The 18,350-nt window shown below is 69.1% G+C and carries 19 protein-coding genes and 4 pseudogenes; 11 read left to right on the top strand and 12 right to left on the bottom strand.

The window, feature by feature from the left end:
- Positions 1-2: 2 nt before the first annotated feature.
- The 4 genes from ACFYX0_RS08925 to ACFYX0_RS08910 are packed head-to-tail and all read left to right on the top strand — an operon-like array spanning position 3 to position 3,180.
- Positions 3-944: a metal ABC transporter ATP-binding protein gene (locus tag ACFYX0_RS08925; RefSeq protein ID WP_388968122.1), complete on the top strand. Its 942-nt coding sequence runs from the start codon at positions 3-5 to the stop codon at positions 942-944.
- Positions 931-1,842 (top strand): metal ABC transporter permease, encoded by a 912-nt coding sequence (locus ACFYX0_RS08920; protein ID WP_388968119.1) that lies wholly within the window; start codon positions 931-933, stop codon positions 1,840-1,842. Before ACFYX0_RS08925 ends, ACFYX0_RS08920 begins: the two co-directional genes overlap by 14 nt.
- Positions 1,839-2,708, top strand: coding sequence for a metal ABC transporter permease (locus ACFYX0_RS08915; RefSeq protein ID WP_388968116.1), 870 nt, complete (start codon positions 1,839-1,841; stop codon positions 2,706-2,708). Before ACFYX0_RS08920 ends, ACFYX0_RS08915 begins: the two co-directional genes overlap by 4 nt.
- Positions 2,709-2,721: 13 nt before the next feature.
- On the top strand, positions 2,722-3,180 hold the full coding sequence (locus ACFYX0_RS08910) for a Fur family transcriptional regulator (RefSeq protein ID WP_388968113.1): 459 nt from the start codon (positions 2,722-2,724) through the stop codon (positions 3,178-3,180).
- Between the two features lie 33 nt (positions 3,181-3,213).
- Here the strand turns inward: ACFYX0_RS08910 and ACFYX0_RS08905 are convergent, their stop codons facing one another.
- Both ACFYX0_RS08905 and ACFYX0_RS08900 read right to left on the bottom strand, forming a co-directional pair.
- The gene (locus tag ACFYX0_RS08905; protein WP_388968110.1) at positions 3,214-3,936 is read right to left on the bottom strand and encodes a cation transporter; all 723 of its coding nucleotides are present in this window, start codon (positions 3,934-3,936) and stop codon (positions 3,214-3,216) included.
- A gap of 2 nt (positions 3,937-3,938) precedes the next feature.
- On the bottom strand, positions 3,939-4,274 hold the full coding sequence (locus tag ACFYX0_RS08900; protein WP_388968107.1) for an ArsR/SmtB family transcription factor: 336 nt from the start codon (positions 4,272-4,274) through the stop codon (positions 3,939-3,941).
- Positions 4,275-4,386: 112 nt separating this feature from the next.
- Here ACFYX0_RS08900 and rpmF point away from each other — a divergent pair, with 112 nt between their 5' ends.
- The 4 genes and pseudogenes from rpmF to ACFYX0_RS08880 all read left to right on the top strand — a co-directional run bounded on the left by rpmF (position 4,387) and on the right by ACFYX0_RS08880 (position 7,120).
- Complete coding sequence (gene rpmF / locus ACFYX0_RS08895; RefSeq protein ID WP_351204455.1) at positions 4,387-4,557, top strand: 50S ribosomal protein L32; 171 nt, start codon at positions 4,387-4,389, stop codon at positions 4,555-4,557.
- Between the two features lie 6 nt (positions 4,558-4,563).
- A complete protein-coding gene (locus ACFYX0_RS08890) occupies positions 4,564-5,835 on the top strand; it encodes a GTP-binding protein (protein WP_388968105.1) in 1,272 nt (423 codons plus the stop codon).
- A 149-nt stretch (positions 5,836-5,984) separates the two neighbouring features.
- Positions 5,985-6,287, top strand: a pseudogene (locus tag ACFYX0_RS08885) (GNAT family N-acetyltransferase); the annotation flags it as partial.
- A gap of 23 nt (positions 6,288-6,310) precedes the next feature.
- Positions 6,311-7,120, top strand: coding sequence for a hypothetical protein (locus ACFYX0_RS08880; protein WP_388968102.1), 810 nt, complete (start codon positions 6,311-6,313; stop codon positions 7,118-7,120).
- 578 nt (positions 7,121-7,698) lie between these two features.
- Here the strand turns inward: ACFYX0_RS08880 and ACFYX0_RS08875 are convergent.
- The 5 genes and pseudogenes from ACFYX0_RS08875 to mca all read right to left on the bottom strand — a co-directional run bounded on the left by ACFYX0_RS08875 (position 7,699) and on the right by mca (position 11,733).
- Entirely contained in the window at positions 7,699-8,799 is a 1,101-nt protein-coding gene (locus tag ACFYX0_RS08875) for a Gfo/Idh/MocA family protein (RefSeq protein WP_388968099.1), read from the bottom strand.
- 373 nt (positions 8,800-9,172) lie between these two features.
- On the bottom strand, positions 9,173-9,583 hold the full coding sequence (locus ACFYX0_RS08870; RefSeq protein ID WP_388968096.1) for a (4Fe-4S)-binding protein: 411 nt from the start codon (positions 9,581-9,583) through the stop codon (positions 9,173-9,175).
- Positions 9,584-9,624: 41 nt separating this feature from the next.
- Positions 9,625-9,883: pseudogene (locus ACFYX0_RS08865) on the bottom strand (GNAT family N-acetyltransferase).
- Between the two features lie 241 nt (positions 9,884-10,124).
- A complete protein-coding gene (locus ACFYX0_RS08860; protein ID WP_388968093.1) occupies positions 10,125-10,508 on the bottom strand; it encodes a DoxX family protein in 384 nt (127 codons plus the stop codon).
- A gap of 343 nt (positions 10,509-10,851) precedes the next feature.
- Positions 10,852-11,733, bottom strand: a pseudogene (mca, locus tag ACFYX0_RS08855) (mycothiol conjugate amidase Mca).
- Between the two features lie 373 nt (positions 11,734-12,106).
- Between mca and ACFYX0_RS08850 the strand changes: the two are divergent.
- Complete coding sequence (locus tag ACFYX0_RS08850) at positions 12,107-12,562, top strand: nuclear transport factor 2 family protein (protein ID WP_355910594.1); 456 nt, start codon at positions 12,107-12,109, stop codon at positions 12,560-12,562.
- An 83-nt stretch (positions 12,563-12,645) separates the two neighbouring features.
- Here ACFYX0_RS08850 and ACFYX0_RS08845 read toward each other — a convergent pair whose 3' ends face one another.
- On the bottom strand, positions 12,646-12,720 hold the full coding sequence (locus ACFYX0_RS08845; protein WP_388968229.1) for a LuxR C-terminal-related transcriptional regulator: 75 nt from the start codon (positions 12,718-12,720) through the stop codon (positions 12,646-12,648).
- A gap of 30 nt (positions 12,721-12,750) precedes the next feature.
- Between ACFYX0_RS08845 and ACFYX0_RS08840 the strand changes: the two are divergent.
- Positions 12,751-13,091: pseudogene (locus ACFYX0_RS08840) on the top strand (IS1380 family transposase); the annotation flags it as partial.
- A 29-nt stretch (positions 13,092-13,120) separates the two neighbouring features.
- Here ACFYX0_RS08840 and ACFYX0_RS08835 read toward each other — a convergent pair.
- The 3 genes from ACFYX0_RS08835 to ACFYX0_RS08825 all read right to left on the bottom strand — a co-directional run bounded on the left by ACFYX0_RS08835 (position 13,121) and on the right by ACFYX0_RS08825 (position 15,874).
- Entirely contained in the window at positions 13,121-14,212 is a 1,092-nt protein-coding gene (locus ACFYX0_RS08835; protein ID WP_388968089.1) for an alkene reductase, read from the bottom strand.
- A gap of 88 nt (positions 14,213-14,300) precedes the next feature.
- Entirely contained in the window at positions 14,301-14,858 is a 558-nt protein-coding gene (locus ACFYX0_RS08830) for a TetR/AcrR family transcriptional regulator (protein ID WP_388968085.1), read from the bottom strand.
- A 452-nt stretch (positions 14,859-15,310) separates the two neighbouring features.
- Entirely contained in the window at positions 15,311-15,874 is a 564-nt protein-coding gene (locus tag ACFYX0_RS08825; protein WP_388968082.1) for an NADPH-dependent FMN reductase, read from the bottom strand.
- A gap of 140 nt (positions 15,875-16,014) precedes the next feature.
- Between ACFYX0_RS08825 and ACFYX0_RS08820 the strand changes: the two genes are divergently transcribed.
- Positions 16,015-16,509, top strand: a complete 495-nt coding sequence (locus tag ACFYX0_RS08820; RefSeq protein ID WP_100829079.1) for a MarR family transcriptional regulator — start codon at positions 16,015-16,017, stop codon at positions 16,507-16,509.
- Positions 16,510-16,707: 198 nt separating this feature from the next.
- Here ACFYX0_RS08820 and ACFYX0_RS08815 read toward each other — a convergent pair whose 3' ends face one another.
- Positions 16,708-18,213: an MFS transporter gene (locus tag ACFYX0_RS08815; protein ID WP_388968079.1), complete on the bottom strand. Its 1,506-nt coding sequence runs from the start codon at positions 18,211-18,213 to the stop codon at positions 16,708-16,710.
- Positions 18,214-18,350: the final 137 nt, after the last annotated feature.

Below are 18,350 nucleotides of genomic sequence, written 5' to 3'. Positions count from 1 at the left end.
CCATGAACCCGATAGCGAAGGCCCGCGAAGCCGTCACACACACCAGCGGCCACAGTGTCCCCGGCCGCCGAAGCGGGGGGCACGACACGGCCACAGGAACCGGAAGCGATCCGGTGGTCGCCCTGCGCGGGGCCGCCGTGCGGGTCGGCGGCCGAACGTTGTGGTCGGGGGTGGACCTTCGCATCGGGACCGGCGAGTTCACCGCCGTGCTCGGCCCCAACGGCGTCGGCAAGTCCACCATGATCAAGGTTCTGCTCGGCACCCTGCCTGCGGCGGCCGGAGACGTACGGGTCCTCGGGGCCCGGCCCGGACAGGCCAACGACCGCATCGGCTACCTGCCACAGCGCCGAAGCTTCGACGCCACCCTGCGCATCCGCGGCATCGACGTGGTGCGCCTCGGCCTGGACGGCGACCGATGGGGAGTGCCGCTGCCCTTCCCGAGCGCACGTCGACGGGCCGACCGCGCGCGGGTGGACGAGGTGATCGAGCTGGTCGGAGCGTCGGCCTACGCACACCGGCCCATCGGGCAGTGCTCCGGCGGCGAGCAGCAGCGTCTACTGATCGCCCAGGCACTGGTCCGCAGGCCCGAACTGCTCCTGCTCGACGAACCGTTGGACAGCCTCGACCTGCCCAACCAGAGCGCCGTCGCAGCACTCATCGGGCGCGTCTGCCACCAGGAGGGCGTGTCCGTGGTCATGGTCGCCCACGACGTGAACCCGATACTCCACCACCTGGACCGCGTGGTGTACCTGGCCGAGGGCGGCGCCGCCGCAGGCACACCGACCGAGGTCATCACCTCCGAGACGCTGACCCGGCTGTACGACACACCGGTCGAGGTGCTGCAGACCTCGGACGGGCGGCTGGTCGTCGTGGGCCAGCCGGAGGCACCGGCCGTGCACACCGACCGGCACGACACCCCGGGGAGCGGTCATGCTGCTGGCTGAGACAGGGGCACCAACCTGGTCGTGGAACCTCCTGACCGACTTCCAGGACATGTGGTCCTATCCCTTCATGGTCAACGCGTTCCGCGCCGGCGCGGTCGTGGCCGTGGTCTCGGCGGTCGTGGGGTGGTTCGTGGTGCTGCGGCGACAGACCTTCGCCGCGCACACCGTCTCCGCCATCGCCTTCCCCGGCGCCGCCGGGGCGCTCCTGCTCGGGTTCAGCGCGGTCTACGGCTACTTCACGCTGTGTGTGGCCGCCGCGCTGGTCATCGCGGCCCTGCGGGGCGGCGGTGAGCACGAGGAGTCGGCGCTGACCGGGACCGTGCAGGCGTTCCTGCTCGCGTCCGGGTTCCTGTTCACCGCCCTGTACCGGGGGCTGCTGGAGGGGCCGCAGACCATCCTCTTCGGCACCTTCCTGGGCATCACCTCCTCCCAGGTGACCGTGCTGACGGTGGTCGGCGCGGTGGTGCTCGCGGTGCTGGCGCTGATCGGTCGGCCGCTGCTGTTCTCGTCCGTCGACCCGCAGGTCGCCGCCGGGCGCGGGGTGCCGGTGCGCGCCCTGTCGGTGGTCTTCCTCGTCCTGCTCGGTGCGGCCACCGCCGAGGCGAGCCAGATCACCGGGACCCTCCTGGTCTTCGCCCTCATGGTGATCCCGGCCGCCACCGCGCAAGTCCTCACCGCCCGCCCGGCGTTGAGCCTGGCCCTGGCCGTCCTGCTGGCCTTCGCCGCGACCTGGCTCGGGCTGACCGCCGCCTATTACTCGCCCTACCCCTTGGGCTTCTTCGTGACGACCATCGCCTTCGCCGGATACCTGCTCGCGCTGGGCCGGCGCTCGCTGCGCGAGGTCCTCAGTCGCACCCGGGCCGGGGCCACGCCCACCGCCAAGGAGGTGATCGCATGACTGTCCTGCTCGCCGCCTCCCCGCTGTCCCACCCGTTCTTCCTTCACGCCTTCCTCGCCGGTACCGCCATCGCCGCCGCCTGCGGACTGGTCGGCTACTTCCTGGTGCTGCGGGCCCAGGTCTTCACCGGCGACGCGCTCAGCCACGTCGCCTTCACCGGCGCGATGGCTGCCCTCGCCTTCGGCGCCGACCTTCGCGTCGGCCTGTTCGCCGCCACCATCGGCATGGCTCTGCTCTTCGGCACCCTCGGCCGCAAGGCCCGGCCCGACGACGTGGTCATAGGGAGCGTCTTCTCCTGGATCCTGGGCCTGGGCGCCTTCTTCATCACCCTCTACACGACCTCGCGCAGCACCACGAACGGCACCGCCGGGGTGAGTGTGCTGTTCGGCTCCATCTTCGGCATCTCCTCCGCCAGCGCGGCCGTCGCCGCTCTGGTGGCCGCGGGGGTCGGCCTGCTGGTGGTCCTCATCGCCCGGCCGCTGCTGTTCGCCACGCTCGACGAGGCCGTGGCCGCCGCCCGCGGGGTACCGGTCCGGCTGCTCGGATACGGCTTCCTCGCCCTGGCCGGGATCAGCGCCGCCGAGGCCACCCAGGCGGTCGGCTCCCTGCTCCTGCTCGGCCTGCTCGCCGCCCCCGCCGGCGCCGCGATCCGGCTCACCGACCGCCCCTACCGGGCACTCGCCCTCTCCGCCGGCCTGGCGGTACTGGAGATGTGGGCAGGGCTGTTCGCCTCGTACACGGTGCCGAAGATGCCGCCCAGCTTCGCCATCATGGCCGCCGCCACGGCCGTATACGCCGCCACCTTCCTGATACGACGGCCCGCCCCCGGTCCTCTTACGCGAACCGCCGTCCCCACCGGCACATGAGCGAAGGCACCCGATGGCACCCGACCGCCAGTGCACCCCCACCCCGTCGCGCGACGTCACGCTGATCGGCCGCCTCACCCAGCAACGCACCACCGTGGTCGAGGCACTCGTCCGGGCCGACGGCTTCGTCGGCGCCCAGGCCCTGCACAACCAACTCGCCGCCGCCGGCTCGTCAGTCGGCCTCTCCACGGTCTACCGCACACTGACCGCCCTGGCCGGCGTCGGCCGGGCCGACATGGTCCGCGACACCAGCGGTGAACGCCTCTTCCGCTACCGCCCGGGACCCGAACACCGCCATTACCTCATCTGCACCGAATGCGGCCTGAGCCGGCCCGTCGACTCCGGCCCGGTGGAGGAGTGGGCCGACACCATCGCACAGACCTCCGGGTTCGCGAACGTCCGGCACACGGTGGAGTTGTCCGGGCTGTGCCCGGACTGCGGCCGACGGCAGGCGGCGGACCAGCCCCGGTGAACCCCGGCACCACTTCCTCCGGAGTGGGCTTCGTCAAGGGCAGCAGTCGCACCCCGGAGCACAGCCGCAGGCATCCTCCTCCCGCCGGCCCGCGCCCGGCGCGACGGCCGCCGGCGTCGCACAACACCCCTCCTCGCGCCAGGCACCGCGCCCCTCCTTCACCGCGACCGCGGCGATGACCAGGGCCGCGAGCGGATCGGCCCACGACCAGCCGAGCACGGCATTGACGACCAGACCCACCAGCAGCACCGCCGACAAATAGGTGCACAGCAAGGTCTGCTTGGAGTCGGCCACGGCGGATGCGGAGCCGAGTTCCCGTCCGGCGCGGCGCTGGGCCGCCGACAGCACCGGCATGACCCCGAGCGAGAGGGCGGCCAGCACGATCCCGGGCAGGGAGCGCGTGGCCTCTCCTGCGCCGGTCAGGGCCCGTACGGCGTCGACGGTGACGTAGGCGGCGAGCGCGAAGAACGACAGCGCGATGATCCGCAACGCGGTCTTCTCCCTGGCCTCGCGCACCGCGCGCTCGCGGGCGGAGAACTGCCAGGCGACGGTGGCGGCCGAGGAGACCTCGATGACGGAGTCGAGGCCGAAGCCGATCAGCGCGGTGGACGAAGCCAGGGCCCCGGCCGTGAGGGCGACGGCCGCCTCGACGGCGTTGTAGGTGATGGTCGCGGCGACCAGCAGCCGTATCCGCCGGGCAAGTGCGCCGCGCCTGGCCGGGTCGGGGCCGAGGGACAGGGATGCCTCTGCGCTCATGGTCAGCAGCACCCCTTCTCCTCGGCATCGACGCACGTGCGGTCGCCCTCGACGGCGACCACGGCGGTGCGCAGGTCGTCGAGCGCGTGGCCGAGGCGGTCGTCGGCGAGTTCGTAGCGAGTGCGTCGGCCGTCGGGGACGGTGACGACCAGGCCGCAGTCACGCAGGCACGCCAGGTGGTTCGACAGCCTGGTGCGCGAGATGTCCAGCGCGTCGGCAAGGTCGGCGGGATAGGCGGGTGCCTCCCGCAGGGTGAGCAGGATGCGACAGCGGATCGGATCGGCGAGCGCCCGGCCAAACCGAACCAGGACCTCGATGTCGGAGGCAACAGTCAGCACATCGTCGACGGTACACAAATTCCTGAATTCATGGAAGCGTGAACCATATCACTTCGTAATGGTGTTCATTTTCATCTAGCCTTTACTCGCCACCCCAACCAGGAGGACTCCCATGGCTGTTCCCAAGCGGAAGATGTCCCGCAGCAACACCCGCCACCGCCGCGCCCAGTGGAAGGCGAGCACGCCGGCGCTCGTGCCGGTCACCGTCGACGGAGTGTCATACCTGGTGCCTCAGCGGCTGGTGAAGGCGTACGAGCGTGGGCTGCTGCGCCCCGAGGGCTGAGCGTTGATGCCGTCCGATCCCCTTGGCCGACTGCCCGTCACGGTCCTGTCCGGATTCCTCGGCGCGGGCAAGACCACCCTCCTCAACCACGTCCTCGGCAACCGCGAGGGACTGCGTGTCGCGGTGATCGTCAATGACATGAGCGAGGTCAACATCGACGCCGCCCTGGTGCGGGGCGGCGAGGCGGCCCTGTCGCGTACCGAGGAACGCCTGGTCGAGATGACCAACGGCTGCATCTGCTGCACCCTGCGCGACGACCTGCTTCAGGAGGTCGACCGGCTGGCCCGCGAGGGCCGCTTCGACTACCTGCTCATCGAGTCGTCCGGCATCTCCGAACCCATGCCGGTCGCCGCGACCTTCGCCTTCGCCCGCGACGACGGCGCCACCCTCGGCGACCTCGCCCGCCTCGACACCATGGTCACGGTCGTGGACGCCGCGAACTTCCTGCCCGAGCTGGCAAGCGGCGACGAACTCGCCGAGCACGGCCTGGACCAGTACGCGGACGACGAACGCACCGTCAGCGACCTGCTGATGGACCAGATCGAGTTCGCCGACGTCATCGTCCTGAACAAGCTCGACCTCGTCGACGAGGAAGCGGCGGACCGGCTGCGGGCGACGCTCATCCGCCTCAACCCGGCCGCACGTGTCGTCCCGGCCGTCCACGGCAGGGTGAGGGTGGGCGACGTGCTGGGCACCCGGCTGTTCGACCTGGAACGCGCCCAACAGGCCCCCGGCTGGGTGCGGGAGCTCAACGGTGACCACGTCCCCGAGACGGAGGAGTACGGCATCTCCTCCACCGTCTTCCGCTCCGGACTGCCGTTCCATCCGGGTCGGTTGTGGACGTTGGTGACCGAGGAACTCGACAGCGGCGCATACGGACAGATCCTGCGCTCCAAGGGCTTTTTCACCCTCGCCAGCCGTCCGCACGTGACGGGCCTGTGGTCACAGGCCGGCTCCGTCGCGCGCTTCGAGCCCTCGGCTGCACGCGACGCCGACAGCCCCGAGTGCCAGGAACTGGTCTTCATCGGCACGCACCTGCACGCGGACGCACTGCACGCGGCACTGACCGACTGCCTCATGGCCGACGGCGAGAGCCTGCCGCCCAGGGACCCGTTCCCCGCCTGGGACACCTACGGCATCGACGACACCTGCGACCACGAGCATCCCGCACTCGTGACGGGCCCGGGCCGGGCGGCGAACACGGCCACGGCGCCGCCCGGCCCGGTATGGACACCAAGAGCTCCGGATAAATGCGTTGGGCTGACCGGCCCCCGCTGATAGCGTCTGGGCAGCCGTGAGAGAACGCGAGGAGGTGAGACCCATGAAGGCTGTATCCATGTGGGTGCTCCCCCATGTCGTCACGGTGGGCGATTGACGTAGGTGTCGCCGGGAGCGCCTCAACAAGGCACTCCTGAGAGGCAACACCTATGAACTTTGTGCATTCCACTCCGGGCACGGACAACCATCCGGTCGTGGTCACTCGGGTCTCGGACACGCAGTGGCACGCCGTGGAGGACGACCTGACGGTCGGCCGCGGCGTCGCTTCACGTCGGCCCGACGGGCGGCTCTTCATCAGCAATGATGCGTGGCACGGCGCGGTCTTCGACCGCATTGCCGACGCGATGCTGGCGGACCTGGCGGCACCGCTGTACACCGTCGTCGACGAGGCCGACCACGACTCGAGGTCCGCCTGGGAGCGGGCCGGCTTCGCCACCGCACGCCGCGAGTGGGGCTAATAGACGGAGAACGGTAGGTGGGTACCGTGCCGCATCTGGGCTTGGACGGCGTCGGTGTCGGGCTGTTCGAAGACGGTCCGCAGCAGTGTGGCGCCGCCGAGGCCGGAGGACACACCTGCTCGGCGGGGCAGACCGGCTTCGCACCCCCGTCTCCTCGGCGCCGCAGGGCACATCCTCACTTCACCATCACCGCACAGGGCCAGCCCGTGGGGTTTCTCGTCCTTCAGGAACAGGACCGGACCGAGCACGTCGCCACCGAGAAGGAACTCACCGAGGCCAAGAAACACTCCTGGGTCAGAATCCCCCGCTTCGACTACACCCCGTCCAAACGCCTCCGCTTCATCGTCAGCGGCGGCCAGCCACACCGGGCGAGCCAATGGGCCGACGCTCCCGGCCGCGCCCTCGAAGAGCAGCTCGCCGAGATTGCACTGGAGGTCACGCTTCGCGGCGAAGCCGCCGAACGCAGACGCCAGGACGAGGCCGAAGCGGCACGCCAGAAGCGCATGCGCGGGGAGGCCGCCATGGAACAAGCCCGCATCCGGTACGCGGAGGCGTACCGCGTCAGGCACTTTGAAGCCCAGGAAGCGGCATGGCGCCACGCCACCCGACTGACCGAGTACGTAAGCGCGGTACGCACACGAGTCGAGGCCATGCCACCGGGGCAGACCAGAACCGAGGCCGAAGCATGGATCAGCTGGGCAGCAGCCACCGTGGAGCGCCTCGACCCATTGAACACACGGCCCCGGCTGCCCGACATTCCCAACCCACGGGCCGACGACCTGAAACCCTTCCTCGGGCACTGGAGCCCCTACGGCCCCACCTACTGAACGCCCGCTCCACAAAAGCATCCGGCCCGCCGAAGTACGGGGACAACGCGACAGCCGCCGCCATCAGCGGCGCCGGAACCCCGCTGCTTTTCCTTCAGCTCCCGCAAGGACAGCCTGTGGGGTGCGCCCCTCACCTAGCATGACCTGCGCGACATCCAGGTGATGCCCTGTCAGAGGACGCAGCCGTGGGTGCCCCGTCCGAAGCCGAGTTGGCGGGCGGTATCGCGGCGGATCCGTTTACCTGCGACTTCGCCCTCGGCCGGCACATGCCGCTTCTTCGGACTCAGACGTATCCGCAGACAGTGGGACTCTTGTACGGTCCCGGAAACCGACCGCAGTCTGTGCGGCGACGCCGCGGCCGTGGCTGAAGCCGGTTGCAGCGGCAGCAGTCAAGCCGGTGCCAGGCCCAGCGATGGACATCGCCCGCGCCCGCGGCTTTCGGAGTCTCCTTGGGTCTTGAGCGTTCCAGCAGTTCAGGGCTCTTCTGGCTTGCCCACGGGGTGGCGTCTGTCCACGCATGGGCCATGCCGGAAGCGCCCCGGATTCCCGCCGCGTGGCGAAGCCGCCTTGCTGAGGGGTCAGGCGTGCTCCGCCGCGCGCTCGATCCGGTCGAGCAGTCGGTGGTGTCGGGCTCCGTGGGCGAAGTCGGGCACCTCGGATCCGCCGTGCGTCAGGTCACGCCGGATCTGCGCGTAGGCGGCGCCGATGTTGTATGCGGGGGTGCCGCGCAGCTCCTGGAGTTCGGGGTCGAAGTACCGCTCGGGTACGGTGAGCCGGCTGAGCTCGGCGTCGGATCCGTGCGCCCCTTCGATGGCGAACTCGCCCAACTGAAGGTGTCCGGTGTCGCCGGTGACGACCAGGTCGCCGTCCGTTCCGTTGATCTCCCAGTGGAAGTTGGTGCCGCGGGAGATGCCGCCGCGGTAGTGGACAGAGGCCACGGCGCCGGAGGAGAGCACGCCGCCGAACACCACCTGGTCGGCGACGTCGGGCCGGTAGACCCGGCCGGACTGCGGGTCCTTGACTTCTCGGTGGCGGGTGGCGGTGACAGCGGTGACCTTCTCGACATCGCCGAGCACCATGGTCAGGCCACTCATGGTGTGCCCGAACGGGATGGTCAGCATGGTTGCGCCGTTGGCGCGATCCAGCAGGTAGGCTCCGTTTTCAGGGAAGACCGCTCCCCAGCCTCCGCCCGAGGCCACCAGGCTCGTCGAGAGCACCTCGCCCACGTAGCCGTCGGCGACCAGATCGCGCAGGTAGCGCACTGCCGGGGCGGACCGGGCCTGCAGTCCGGTGAAAGTGTGCACCCCGCGCTCGGCAGCGGTGGTCGCCAGCTCCTCGGCCTCGGCCAGTCCGTTGCCCAATGGCCACTCGGAGAACACCATCTTCCCTGCAGCCAGGGCGGATTGGATGATCTCCCGATGGTCCGGCACCTTCACGGTGACCACTACCAGGTCGACCTCGTCGGCGCCCGCCAGTTCGCCGGCCGTCCCGAAGGACCGCGCGACTCCATACTTCTCCGCGGCCTGCCGCGCGGACTCGGCGCTGCTCGCAGAAAGTGCGCGCAGCTCAAAGCCGTCCAGCCGTTGCAGCGCGGGCAGGTGGGCCTGGGAAGCCCAACCGCGCCTGGCGGAAAGACCGACGATGCCCACGCCGATGGGGGCCTGTTGGGTGGATGACACGGTGGGACTCCTCGGCAGCACTCGAGACTGTTTGAAAGTGGTACAGGGCAGCGCCCACTTACTTGAAATTTCATATCACATCCTATGTCGGCGACGTATGAAACTTCAAGCGTGGGCGTTCAAAGCGAGCCGGTGCCCCCACCCTGGTCCCCGCGGCAGAACCGCGGCCCGGCGGCTGTCGTCTCTTCGGCGGGGGCGCCGAAAGCCGTCGATGATGGGGCCGTTGGAGGAGCGGGAGCATGCCGCGCGGCAGCACGTAGACGTCCTTCAGGCAGGCCCTGATCCGGCTGGCACAGGGTGCCCGCCGATCCGTTCCCGCCGTCGGCGGCGACGCGGACCGGGCCATTGCTTCCGCAGGACGGTCACCCCGACATCACTCACCGCAGGGCCCCGAGTGATCGCAGTACGGCTGATGGCCGCTCTGCCCGCAGGCGCACAGGATCGCCCTGGTCTCGGCGCGCGGGCCTTCCGCGGTTTCCACGCTCAACTCACCGCGCACGGTCAGCTGCCCGATGGAGCCGCGGACGATCCGCGCGGGCCGGTCCGGGGTCTCCGTCCCGCCGTCCGCGAGTTCGTACTGCAGCGCGCCCGAGGGGCAGCGCCGCACCACCTCGGCCAGGCGGTCGGCCGCGGCACCGTCCGGCTGGATCCACGGGCGCTTCGCCGTGTCGAAGACCTCCGGCAGGCCACGGACGCATTCGGCGGCGTGCAGGCAGCGCCTGGCCTCGAACGTGACCGTGATCGATTGCCCCTCGTACGCCTTCTTCTCGGATCTGCCGCTCATCGGGACTCCTTCACCTTGTGTTCGGCTGCTCGGTCGTTCGTTCAGTCACTGACCTTGCTGCGCGACTGGTACAGCAGGTCCTGGTACTCGGGGTGGCGGGCGATCCAGCCCGCGAAGAACGGGCATGTGGCCAGTACCAGGAGCCCTGAGGCGCGTGTCTCGTCGAGGGCGGAGCGGACCAGGGCGGACCCGACTCCCCTGCCCGCATACTCCGGCGCTACCTCGGTGTGCACGAACGCAACGACTTTTGCCGTACGGTCTCGGCAACGGGTGAAATTCAGCCGTTGCCGACATACGGATGTACTCCGCGACGCCCGCGACCCTGGCCGCTCCATCGACGCGGGCCTAATAGCGGTTCGCTCCGGGCGCGTTGTTCACTTCGACCGTCACATGCCCTCCTCTTGGACCTGCTCCCGTTCAGCTCCGCAACAGTCCGGCAACGTGCGCGAAAGCGCTCCGGCATTGCCGCTCTACGCGGCGGACGGCACCGTGCGACTTCATGAGCAACGGAGGCCGGGCCCTCTGGCCGGGCCCGGACCGATCAAGCGGACGTCCCGCCTTGGCGGACGACGCCGAGCGTGAGCTCACGGCGGTTCCACATGACGACTGCCGCCAGGACGAGCAGCACCGCTGCCGGTACCGGACTTTCGTCGATCACAAACAAGCAGGTCAGGAATGCGCCCGTCATGACTCCAGTGAGTATCAGACCACCCAGGGCACTCAGTCGGGGAACGAGCAGCAGGACGGCCCCGGCCAGCTCCAAGGAGCCGGTGACGTACCGAAGCCATTGCCCGGCACCGACGTCCTGGAAGATTTTGACCATGTCCTGCGCGCCGGCCAACTTCGAAGCCCCCACCATGACGAACACGCCGGCCAGAACGATCTGAAGGACCCACAGGACGATGTTCCGGGCCTTCCCGCCCACCCTAGGCACACTCTGCACAGTACGAGACATGTCTTCTCCCTAACGCACGAAGCGGCCGGCGCTCACCGTCCGGTGCGAAGCCGACCTCACACTTGAACTTTCATGTCACATCCTAAGACGTGACACATGAATATTCAAGCGAGAGCCGACTCGTGCTGCGGGGCCGAGGCGACCCGGGTGCACCATCTGCGGACCGCGGCCGACGTTCCGGTCGACGGACGGCCACACTGCCGTGCTGATCAGCGTCAACACAGGCATCCTGGCGCGAGGTCGGCCGCGAAGCTCCGCGAAGTCGAGACGCCGCCTCCCACCCGAGCGGATGGGGTCTTCGGCAAGGGCAGGGTCAGACGGTGATGTCGGCGGCGATACCGGCGAACAGGTCGTCCTCAGGGAGCGAGGTGTCGACCAGCGAGCGGGCCAGCTCGTACTCCTCGGTCGGCCAGATCTCGCGCTGGACGTCGAGTGGCACCAGGAACCACGGGCCGTCCGGGTCGATCTGGGTGGCGTGGGCAATCAGCACCCGGTCGCGCACATCGAACCAGGCGGCGCACTGCACCCGGGTGGTGAACTCGCGCTCCTTGCGGCCCTCCTTGTCCCAGTCGGCGATCCACTCGCCGAAGGGGGACTCGTGGCCGTGCTCCATCAGGTAGGCGTAGAGGGCGCGGATCCGGGCCATCGACATGCCGTGGTTGTAGTACACCTTCAGCGGCTGCCAGGGCTCACCGGACTCCGGGTAGGCGTCGGGGTCCCCGGCCGCTTCGAACGCGGCCATCGTGATCGTGTGGGTCATGATGTGGTCGGGGTGCGGGTAACCGCCGGTCTCGTCGTACGTGGTGATCACGTGCGGGCGGAACTCCCGGATCAGCCGGACCAGCGGCTCGGCCGCCTCCTCCACCGGCACCAGCGCGAAACAGCCCTCGGGCAGCTAAGGCAGCGGATCGCCCTCCGGCAGACCGGAGTCGACGAACCCCAGCCAGGCCTGCTTGATGCCGAGGATCTCGCGGGCGGCGTCCATCTCCTTGCGCCGCACCTGCTGGAGGTTGGCCTCGACCTCCGGGTTGCCCTGCAGCTTCGGGTTGAGAACGGAGCCGCGCTCTCCCCCGGTACATGTGGCCACCAGGACCTCCACGCCCTGAGCGGCATGCTTCGCCATGCTGGCAGCACCCTTGCTGGACTCGTCGTCCGGGTGCGCGTGGACCGCCATCAGCCGCAACTGCTCTGTCAACGCATGTTCCTTCCGCATCGCCTCGCTGCGAGGACCGGAGACCTTCCCGGGGCCCTCCGCGCCGAACGGAGGCCCACTGAGCGGCCTGCCCTGCCTTTTGCGGCGGTGATGTCGTGCGCGTATCGCTCCACCGTCGCCGTGGCAATCGACTCGAGCCCTCCACCCGGCATTTGAGCTCACGTCACGTGACCGCGACCGGCGCCCGGAGCCGGCCGGAGGCCGCTGCCCGTCCACGAACGGCAGCAGATGACAGTGCACGAAGCGGTCGACGCTCGCCGACTGACGCGGGGTCGAACCTTCACTTGAATTTTCATGTCACACCCTAGGCGGCAACTCATGAAGATTCAAGCGTGATGCCGTATCATGAATTTTCATGAGTGACATTTCTGAGGTGATCGCCCGGCTGGAACGGGTCGAGACCGAGCTTGCCCTGCGCCGCGCGGCGCACCAGTACTGCGTCGCGGGCGACCTGCGCGATCTCGAGCTTTGGCGTGGCGTGTGGACGCCGGACGCTGTGTGGGAGCTAAGCCCCGACATGGTGTTCACCGGTATCGAGGCGATCTGCGAAACCGTCGAACGGCAGTGGCAGATGTTCCCGGCCATGTCGCACGGAACGGTCAATCTCGACGTCGACGTGGAGGCCGCTACCGGCCGCAGCGACGTCATCGTCCACATCCAGCTCCAGGACACCACCTGGGTCACCGGCGGAGCCACCTATCTCGACGAGTACCGCCGCCACGACGGCGCCTGGCGCATTGCGCGGCGGACGGTGACCCGGACGTTCAACGTCGGGCCGATCCCGAACTGGGGGCCGCCAGGGGAGCGGTAGCCAGCCAAGGGCCTGTGCGACGGTCACGGCGGCTGTTCGGTCGTTGACGTCGAGCTTGGTAAACACGTGCAGCAGGTGGCTTTTCACGTGGCCTCGCTTACGTTCAGCTCCTGGCTGATGGCGTTGTTGGACAGCCCACGGGCGACGAGCGCGAGCACCTCGGCCTCGCGCTCAGGCCCGGCCGTTGCATGGCGGGGCGGTCACGAATGTCGTACTCGGTCGGGATGATCATCACCGAACAGATTCACCAGGCTGTGCTCAAGGTCCCCGCCCCCGCCTGGACGCCGGCGATCGAACCGGGCGGTGGGATCCGGGACGGAGCCTGGGTCGCCGAACTCACCGGTGACTGCCTGAAAAGCCGGCCCAAGGGGATGCGGCTGATCGTCGCAAGGAACGTCGCCATCCGGGAGCCCAGTTGCGCATCACCGACGCCGACGGGCTGCGGCTCACCGCGTTCGCGACCAACAGCGCCGACGGGCCGATCGCCGTACTGGAGCTGCGACACCGCCAGCGCGCTCGGGCCGAGGACTGTTCGGTTACGGGCCCTGCGACGGCCGGTCAGCCGATCAGGGAGGGGTAGTCGGTGTATCCGGTGGCGTCGCCGCCGGAGATGACCGCGGGCCGGAGTTCGTTGAACGGGGAGCCGACGGCGAGGCGGCGCGGCAGGTCGGGGTTGGCGATGAAGAGGCGTCCGAATGCGATGGCGTCGGCCCAGCCCGCGCGCAGGATGCGGGCGCTCTTGTCGGGGGTGTAGTTGCCGGCGGCGATGATGACACCGTCGTACGCCTCGCGGAGCTTGATGCGGAAGTCGTCGTCGAGTGCCGGGCCGCCGTCCCAGTCGGGCTCGGCCAGGTGGAGGTAGCCCAGTTCGCGCCGGTTGAGTTCACCGGCGATGTGCAGGCCCATCTCCAGGCCGTCGCTGTCGTCCAGGCCGCGGGCCTTGATCATGGGGGAGATGCGCATGCCGACGTGGGCCGGATCCCAGGCGTCCACGACGGCGTCGACGACCTCGAGGGGGAAACGGGCGCGGTTGTCGAGGCTGCCGCCGTACTGGTCCTCGCGGTGGTTGCTGCTGGTGGACATGAACTGCTGGAGGAGGTAGCCGTTGGCGCCGTGGATCTCGACCATGTCGAAGCCGGCGGCGCGGGCGTTGAGGGTCGCACGGTGGTAGTCGTCGGCGACGCGGGGCAGTTCGTCGGTGGCCAGGGCGCGCGGGGTGGGCGCGTCGACGGAGATGAGGTTGCCGTCGGGGCCCTGGATCCTGGTGGTGCCCTTGAACGGCAGGGCGCTGGCGGAGACGCCCGGCTCGCCGCCGTGGACGGCGGGGTGGGTGATGCGGCCGACGTGCCACAGCTGGAGGGCGATCCTGCCGCCCGCTTCGTGGACGGCGTCGGTGATGCGGCGCCACCCGGCGACCTGCTCCTCGGAGTGGATGCCCGGGGTGGCGTGGTAGCCCTTGCCTTCGGGGCTGATCTGGGTGCCTTCGGTGACGATCAGGCCCGCGCCGGCGCGCTGGGTGTAGTACTCGCGCATGAGGTCGGTGGGGACGTCGCCGGGCTGGGCGGCGCGCATGCGGGTCAGCGGTGCCATGAACACGCGGTTGCGGGCGGTGAAGGCCGGCAGGGCGAGTCGATGGGTCAAATTGGGCATGGTTGGTCCCTCCAACCGGCATCGGCCGGCTGTGATCTGTGTTCTTGGGAATGTGTACCGCCGCCCGACGCCGGACGGGCGGGCCTGCCTAGTCGATGCCGTGGGCGGTCAGCAGGGCCTCGACCGCCGCGCGCACGGTATCCGGGTAGTGGCCGGTGAGCAGGGTGTAGTCGGCCGCCCCGGTGTGCAGCACGACGAGCTGCTCCGCGAGTACCTCCGGCTCGGACGCCCCGGCGCGTTCGGCCTGGCGGCGCACATAGCCGTGCAGTTGGTCCTTGTGGGAGCGCGCCTGCCGCACCGCAGGGTGCGACGGGTCGCGGAACTCGGTGCCGATGTTCACGAAGAAGCAGCCGGAGAACCCGGGAGCCTCGCCATGGACGCGTTGCGCGTCGAAGACTCCCAGCAGCCGCTCACGTGGTGTGGCGTCATCGGTCTCGTCGGGGAAGTCCCGCACGGCCATGTCGTGGCACCGCTCAAGGACCTCCGTCAGAAGGTCGCCCTTGGACCTGAACTGCTTGTAGAGCGTCTTCTTCGAGATTCCCAGATCGGCGGCAACGCGGTCCACGCCCACGGCGTGGTACCCCTCACGGTGGAACAGGCCGGTGGCGTGCTCCACCAAGCGGTGCCTGGTGTTTTCACTAGCCATGATGCGAATGTAACACACATGGAAACAGATCTGTTTCCTGACGGCCGAGCGGGTGGACGACACGATGCCTCTGTGGGCGCAGCCGACCCGATGGCGCCGCGTTCGAAGTAACCGAGGACGCGTCACGTCGTGGTCGTAGCCGTCGTCGGGCCTTGTCCGCGCGGTCCGCGGCGGGAAACCGATAGGCGGGAAGCGAGGGACGTGAGGCCCTGCTGCTCCTCGAGGGGTGGCGCAGATGATGCCGATGATGAGGTGCAGACCGGGCGGTTCGGCGACCCAGCGGCACTCAGCCTCTGTGTTGGATCACGCCGGTAGCGGGGCCCTGGGTCACCAGGGCCCCGCTACGGGCTCAGCCGCGGAGCCGACCAGACAGGCCGCTGGCGTGGCGTTCGCGTTCGCACTCGGCTACGGCGATGGCAGTCCTCTCGCCCGCCTTCCGGCTGGCCAGGGCGTCAGACCCGGACCGTCTTGAGGGCGCGGGCCCAGGATTCCAGCTGGTCGAACAGAGTGGTCGCGGCGGCGTCGTGCTGCTCCGCCGGCTTGAAGACGGAGAAGTTCTCGAAGTCGGTGAACAGCGAGAAGGACAGCTGCTGACGCACGTGGGCCAGCTGCAGTTCGCTGGCCACGCCCCGCAGGTGCTCGATGGCCCGGGCGCCGCCGAGAGAACCGTAGGAGACGAAGGCGGCGGCCTTGTTGTTCCACTCGCCGTACAGGTAGTCGATCGCGTTCTTGAGTACGCCGGAGGTGGAGTGGTTGTACTCGGGGGTCACGAAGATGTACCCGTCGAACTCGGCGATCTTGGCCGCCCATGCCTGGGTGTGCTCACCCTGGTACTGGCCCATGGCCGGCGGGATGGCCTCGTCCAGGTGGGGCAGCGGGTAGTCGGCCAGGTCGACCAGCTCGTACTCGACGCCGGCGCGGGCGCCGGCGCGGTCTACCACCCAGTCCGCGACGGCCTTGCCGTTGCGACCGGGCCGGGTGCTGCCGAGGATGACGGCGATCTTCAGGTCACTCATGTGGTCTTCTCCTTGACGGGTCGACCGTTACAAGGCCGACCCTTCACTTGAATTTTCATGTCATAGCCTAGACCGTTGGCTCATGAAGATTCAAGCCTGAACCGCGTCTCGTGAACGTTCATGCCGGATAGACTCCGGGCATGCCTGAAAAGCCTCAACCGTCGAACGATCAGCCCCGCTGGCTGACCCCGGCAGAACGGGAGACTTGGCAGCAGTTCGCCATGATGCTGCACAGACTGCCTGCCGCCCTGGGAGCGCAGCTGCAGCAGGACGCAGACCTCAGTTACATCGAGTACTACGTCCTTGCCGGACTGTCCGACCAGCCGGAACACCGCATGCGGATGAGCGATTTGGCCGTCCTCGCCAACTCCGAGCAGTCCCGCCTCTCCCACATGATCAGCAGGCTGGAACGCCGGGGCTTCGTCCGCCGCGAACCCGACCCCACCAACGGCCGCTACACCCACGCGATCCTGACCGAGGCCGGCCACGCCCATCTCACCGAGGCCGCCCCGGGGCACGTGGCCCGGGTACGCGACCTCGTCTTCGACGTGCTCGACCCCGCCGAGCTGGACAACCTGCGCACCGCCGCCGAGAAGATCAGCGAGCGCATCGATCACTGGGAGCAGCGGAAGTAACCCCGCAAGGACACCACCCCGCCTCTCGGCTGCCGCAGCGGGACGCCACGCGTGGGGGACGTCCGGCCAGTCGAGGACTGCGCCTCCGACAAGCGCGACCGGTGCGCGGTGCTCACCGACCAGGGCGTCGAGGGTACTGCGGCGTACCGCGCCGGGCCATGCCCTCCTCGCGCCCTTCCTCAGGGGGTGACCGGTGTCTCAATGGGCAACCACCGGGACCGCCACCTCGACCTCGGCGTCCTCGCCGGCCGGGCGGCGGTTGACCAGGGTCAGGGCAATGACCGTGGCGATCAACAGCACGCCGACGCCGAACCAGAGGGCGTTGGCGTAGCCGTGCACCACACCCTGCAGCTGGACCAGCTGCTGCTGCGGCTTCGTCGCAGCATCGGCGATGTGGTCCTTGACGTACGAGGTCGTCGCGGAGGCGGCGATCGTGTTCAGCAGGGCGGTGCCGATCGCGCCGCCCACCTGCTGCGAGGTGTTGATCATCGCGGAGGCGACACCGGCGTCCCCGGGTTCGATGCCCAGGGTGGGCAGGGACATGGCGGGCGGCAACGCCGTACCCATGCCGAGACCGAGCAGCACCAGCGCCGGCAGGACGGTCGAGGCGTATGACGAGCCGACCTCCAGCCGGGCCAGCAGCAACATGCCGACCGCAGACACCAGAAAGCCTGGACCCATCAGGAACCGGGCCGGGACGCGGGTCCCCAGACGCGTGCCGATCTGAGTCGAGCCGACCATCATGCCCGCGACCATCGGCAGGAAGGAGAATCCGCTCTCGACCGGCGAGTAGCCCTTCACGACCTGCAGGAAATAGGTCAGGAACAGGAAGCTGCCGAACGTCGCGATGACCGCGATGCCGAGGGAGAGGTAGACGCCGCCGCGGTTGCGGTCCATGACCACGCGCAGCGGCAGCAGCGGGGCCTTGAGCTTGGCTTCGGTGATCACGAAGGCGAGGAGCAGGACCGCCGACGCGACGAACAAAGAGATGGTCGTGGTGTCGCTCCAGCCGTCGGACTCGGCCCGGGTGAAGCCGTAGACCAGCGAGACCAGGCCCAGGGTGGACAGGACGACGCCGGGGATGTCGAGCGGGGAGCGGTTACGGCTGCCCTCGGGCTCACGGACCACGAAGTAGGCACCTGTCGCCGCGGCGATCGCGAACGGGATGTTGACGAAGAACGTCCAGCGCCAGTCCATGTACTCGGTGAGCACGCCGCCGAGAATGAAGCCGACGGCGCTGCCGCCACCGGCGATCGCACCGAAGATGCCGAACGCCTTGGCGCGCTCCTTGCCGTCCGTGAACATCACGGCAAGGAGGGAGAGCGCGGCGGGGGCGAGCACGGCACCGAAGGCGCCCTGGAGAGCGCGGGCGCCGAACATCGCCGGGCCGGTGGTTGCCGCGCCGCCGAGCGCGGAGGCGGCGGCGAAGCCGACCAGGCCCATGACGAACGCTTTCTTACGGCCCCACAAGTCGGATACCCGGCCGCCGAACAGGAGCAGACCGCCGAAGGCCAGAGCGTAGGCCGTGACGACCCACTGCCGGTCGCCGTCGGAGATGCCCAGGTCCTGCTGGGCGGAAGGCAGGGCGATGTTCACGATGGTGGTGTCGAGGACGACCATCAGCTGGGCGAGCGCGATGAAGACGAGCGCTTTCCAGCGGTTGGCGTGCGCGTCACCGGGAGCCTGGAAGGCTGTTCGGGACATGAAGGTTACCCACTTCGGGAAAAGAAGGCGCCGGCTGAAGGTGACTGAGAGCGTGCGGGAGACACGGCTCGCCCACGTCGGCGGCCGACGGTCTCGTCGCGTGTGACGTGCACGAAACGGTCGACGCCCAGCGGCCG

It is taken from the genome of Streptomyces sp. NPDC002573 (genome assembly GCF_042889625.1).
GTDB lineage: Bacteria > Actinomycetota > Actinomycetes > Streptomycetales > Streptomycetaceae > Streptomyces > Streptomyces gibsoniae.
Note: the sequence above shows the minus strand (reverse complement) of the source record. Positions and strands in the feature narration are given on the sequence as shown.

What these genes read in the sequence shown, in the direction of transcription:
- ACFYX0_RS08925 (WP_388968122.1), top strand. Translation starts at nt 3, where the DNA reads ATGAACCCGATAGCGAAGGCCCGCGAAGCCGTCACACACACCAGCGGC.
- ACFYX0_RS08920 (WP_388968119.1), top strand. Translation starts at nt 931, where the DNA reads ATGCTGCTGGCTGAGACAGGGGCACCAACCTGGTCGTGGAACCTCCTG.
- ACFYX0_RS08915 (WP_388968116.1), top strand. Translation starts at nt 1,839, where the DNA reads ATGACTGTCCTGCTCGCCGCCTCCCCGCTGTCCCACCCGTTCTTCCTT.
- ACFYX0_RS08910 (WP_388968113.1), top strand. Translation starts at nt 2,722, where the DNA reads ATGGCACCCGACCGCCAGTGCACCCCCACCCCGTCGCGCGACGTCACG.
- ACFYX0_RS08905 (WP_388968110.1), bottom strand. Translation starts at nt 3,936, where the DNA reads ATGAGCGCAGAGGCATCCCTGTCCCTCGGCCCCGACCCGGCCAGGCGC.
- rpmF (WP_351204455.1), top strand. Translation starts at nt 4,387, where the DNA reads ATGGCTGTTCCCAAGCGGAAGATGTCCCGCAGCAACACCCGCCACCGC.
- ACFYX0_RS08890 (WP_388968105.1), top strand. Translation starts at nt 4,564, where the DNA reads ATGCCGTCCGATCCCCTTGGCCGACTGCCCGTCACGGTCCTGTCCGGA.
- ACFYX0_RS08870 (WP_388968096.1), bottom strand. Translation starts at nt 9,583, where the DNA reads ATGAGCGGCAGATCCGAGAAGAAGGCGTACGAGGGGCAATCGATCACG.
- ACFYX0_RS08850 (WP_355910594.1), top strand. Translation starts at nt 12,107, where the DNA reads ATGAGTGACATTTCTGAGGTGATCGCCCGGCTGGAACGGGTCGAGACC.
- ACFYX0_RS08835 (WP_388968089.1), bottom strand. Translation starts at nt 14,212, where the DNA reads ATGCCCAATTTGACCCATCGACTCGCCCTGCCGGCCTTCACCGCCCGC.
- ACFYX0_RS08830 (WP_388968085.1), bottom strand. Translation starts at nt 14,858, where the DNA reads ATGGCTAGTGAAAACACCAGGCACCGCTTGGTGGAGCACGCCACCGGC.
- ACFYX0_RS08825 (WP_388968082.1), bottom strand. Translation starts at nt 15,874, where the DNA reads ATGAGTGACCTGAAGATCGCCGTCATCCTCGGCAGCACCCGGCCCGGT.
- ACFYX0_RS08820 (WP_100829079.1), top strand. Translation starts at nt 16,015, where the DNA reads ATGCCTGAAAAGCCTCAACCGTCGAACGATCAGCCCCGCTGGCTGACC.
- ACFYX0_RS08815 (WP_388968079.1), bottom strand. Translation starts at nt 18,213, where the DNA reads ATGTCCCGAACAGCCTTCCAGGCTCCCGGTGACGCGCACGCCAACCGC.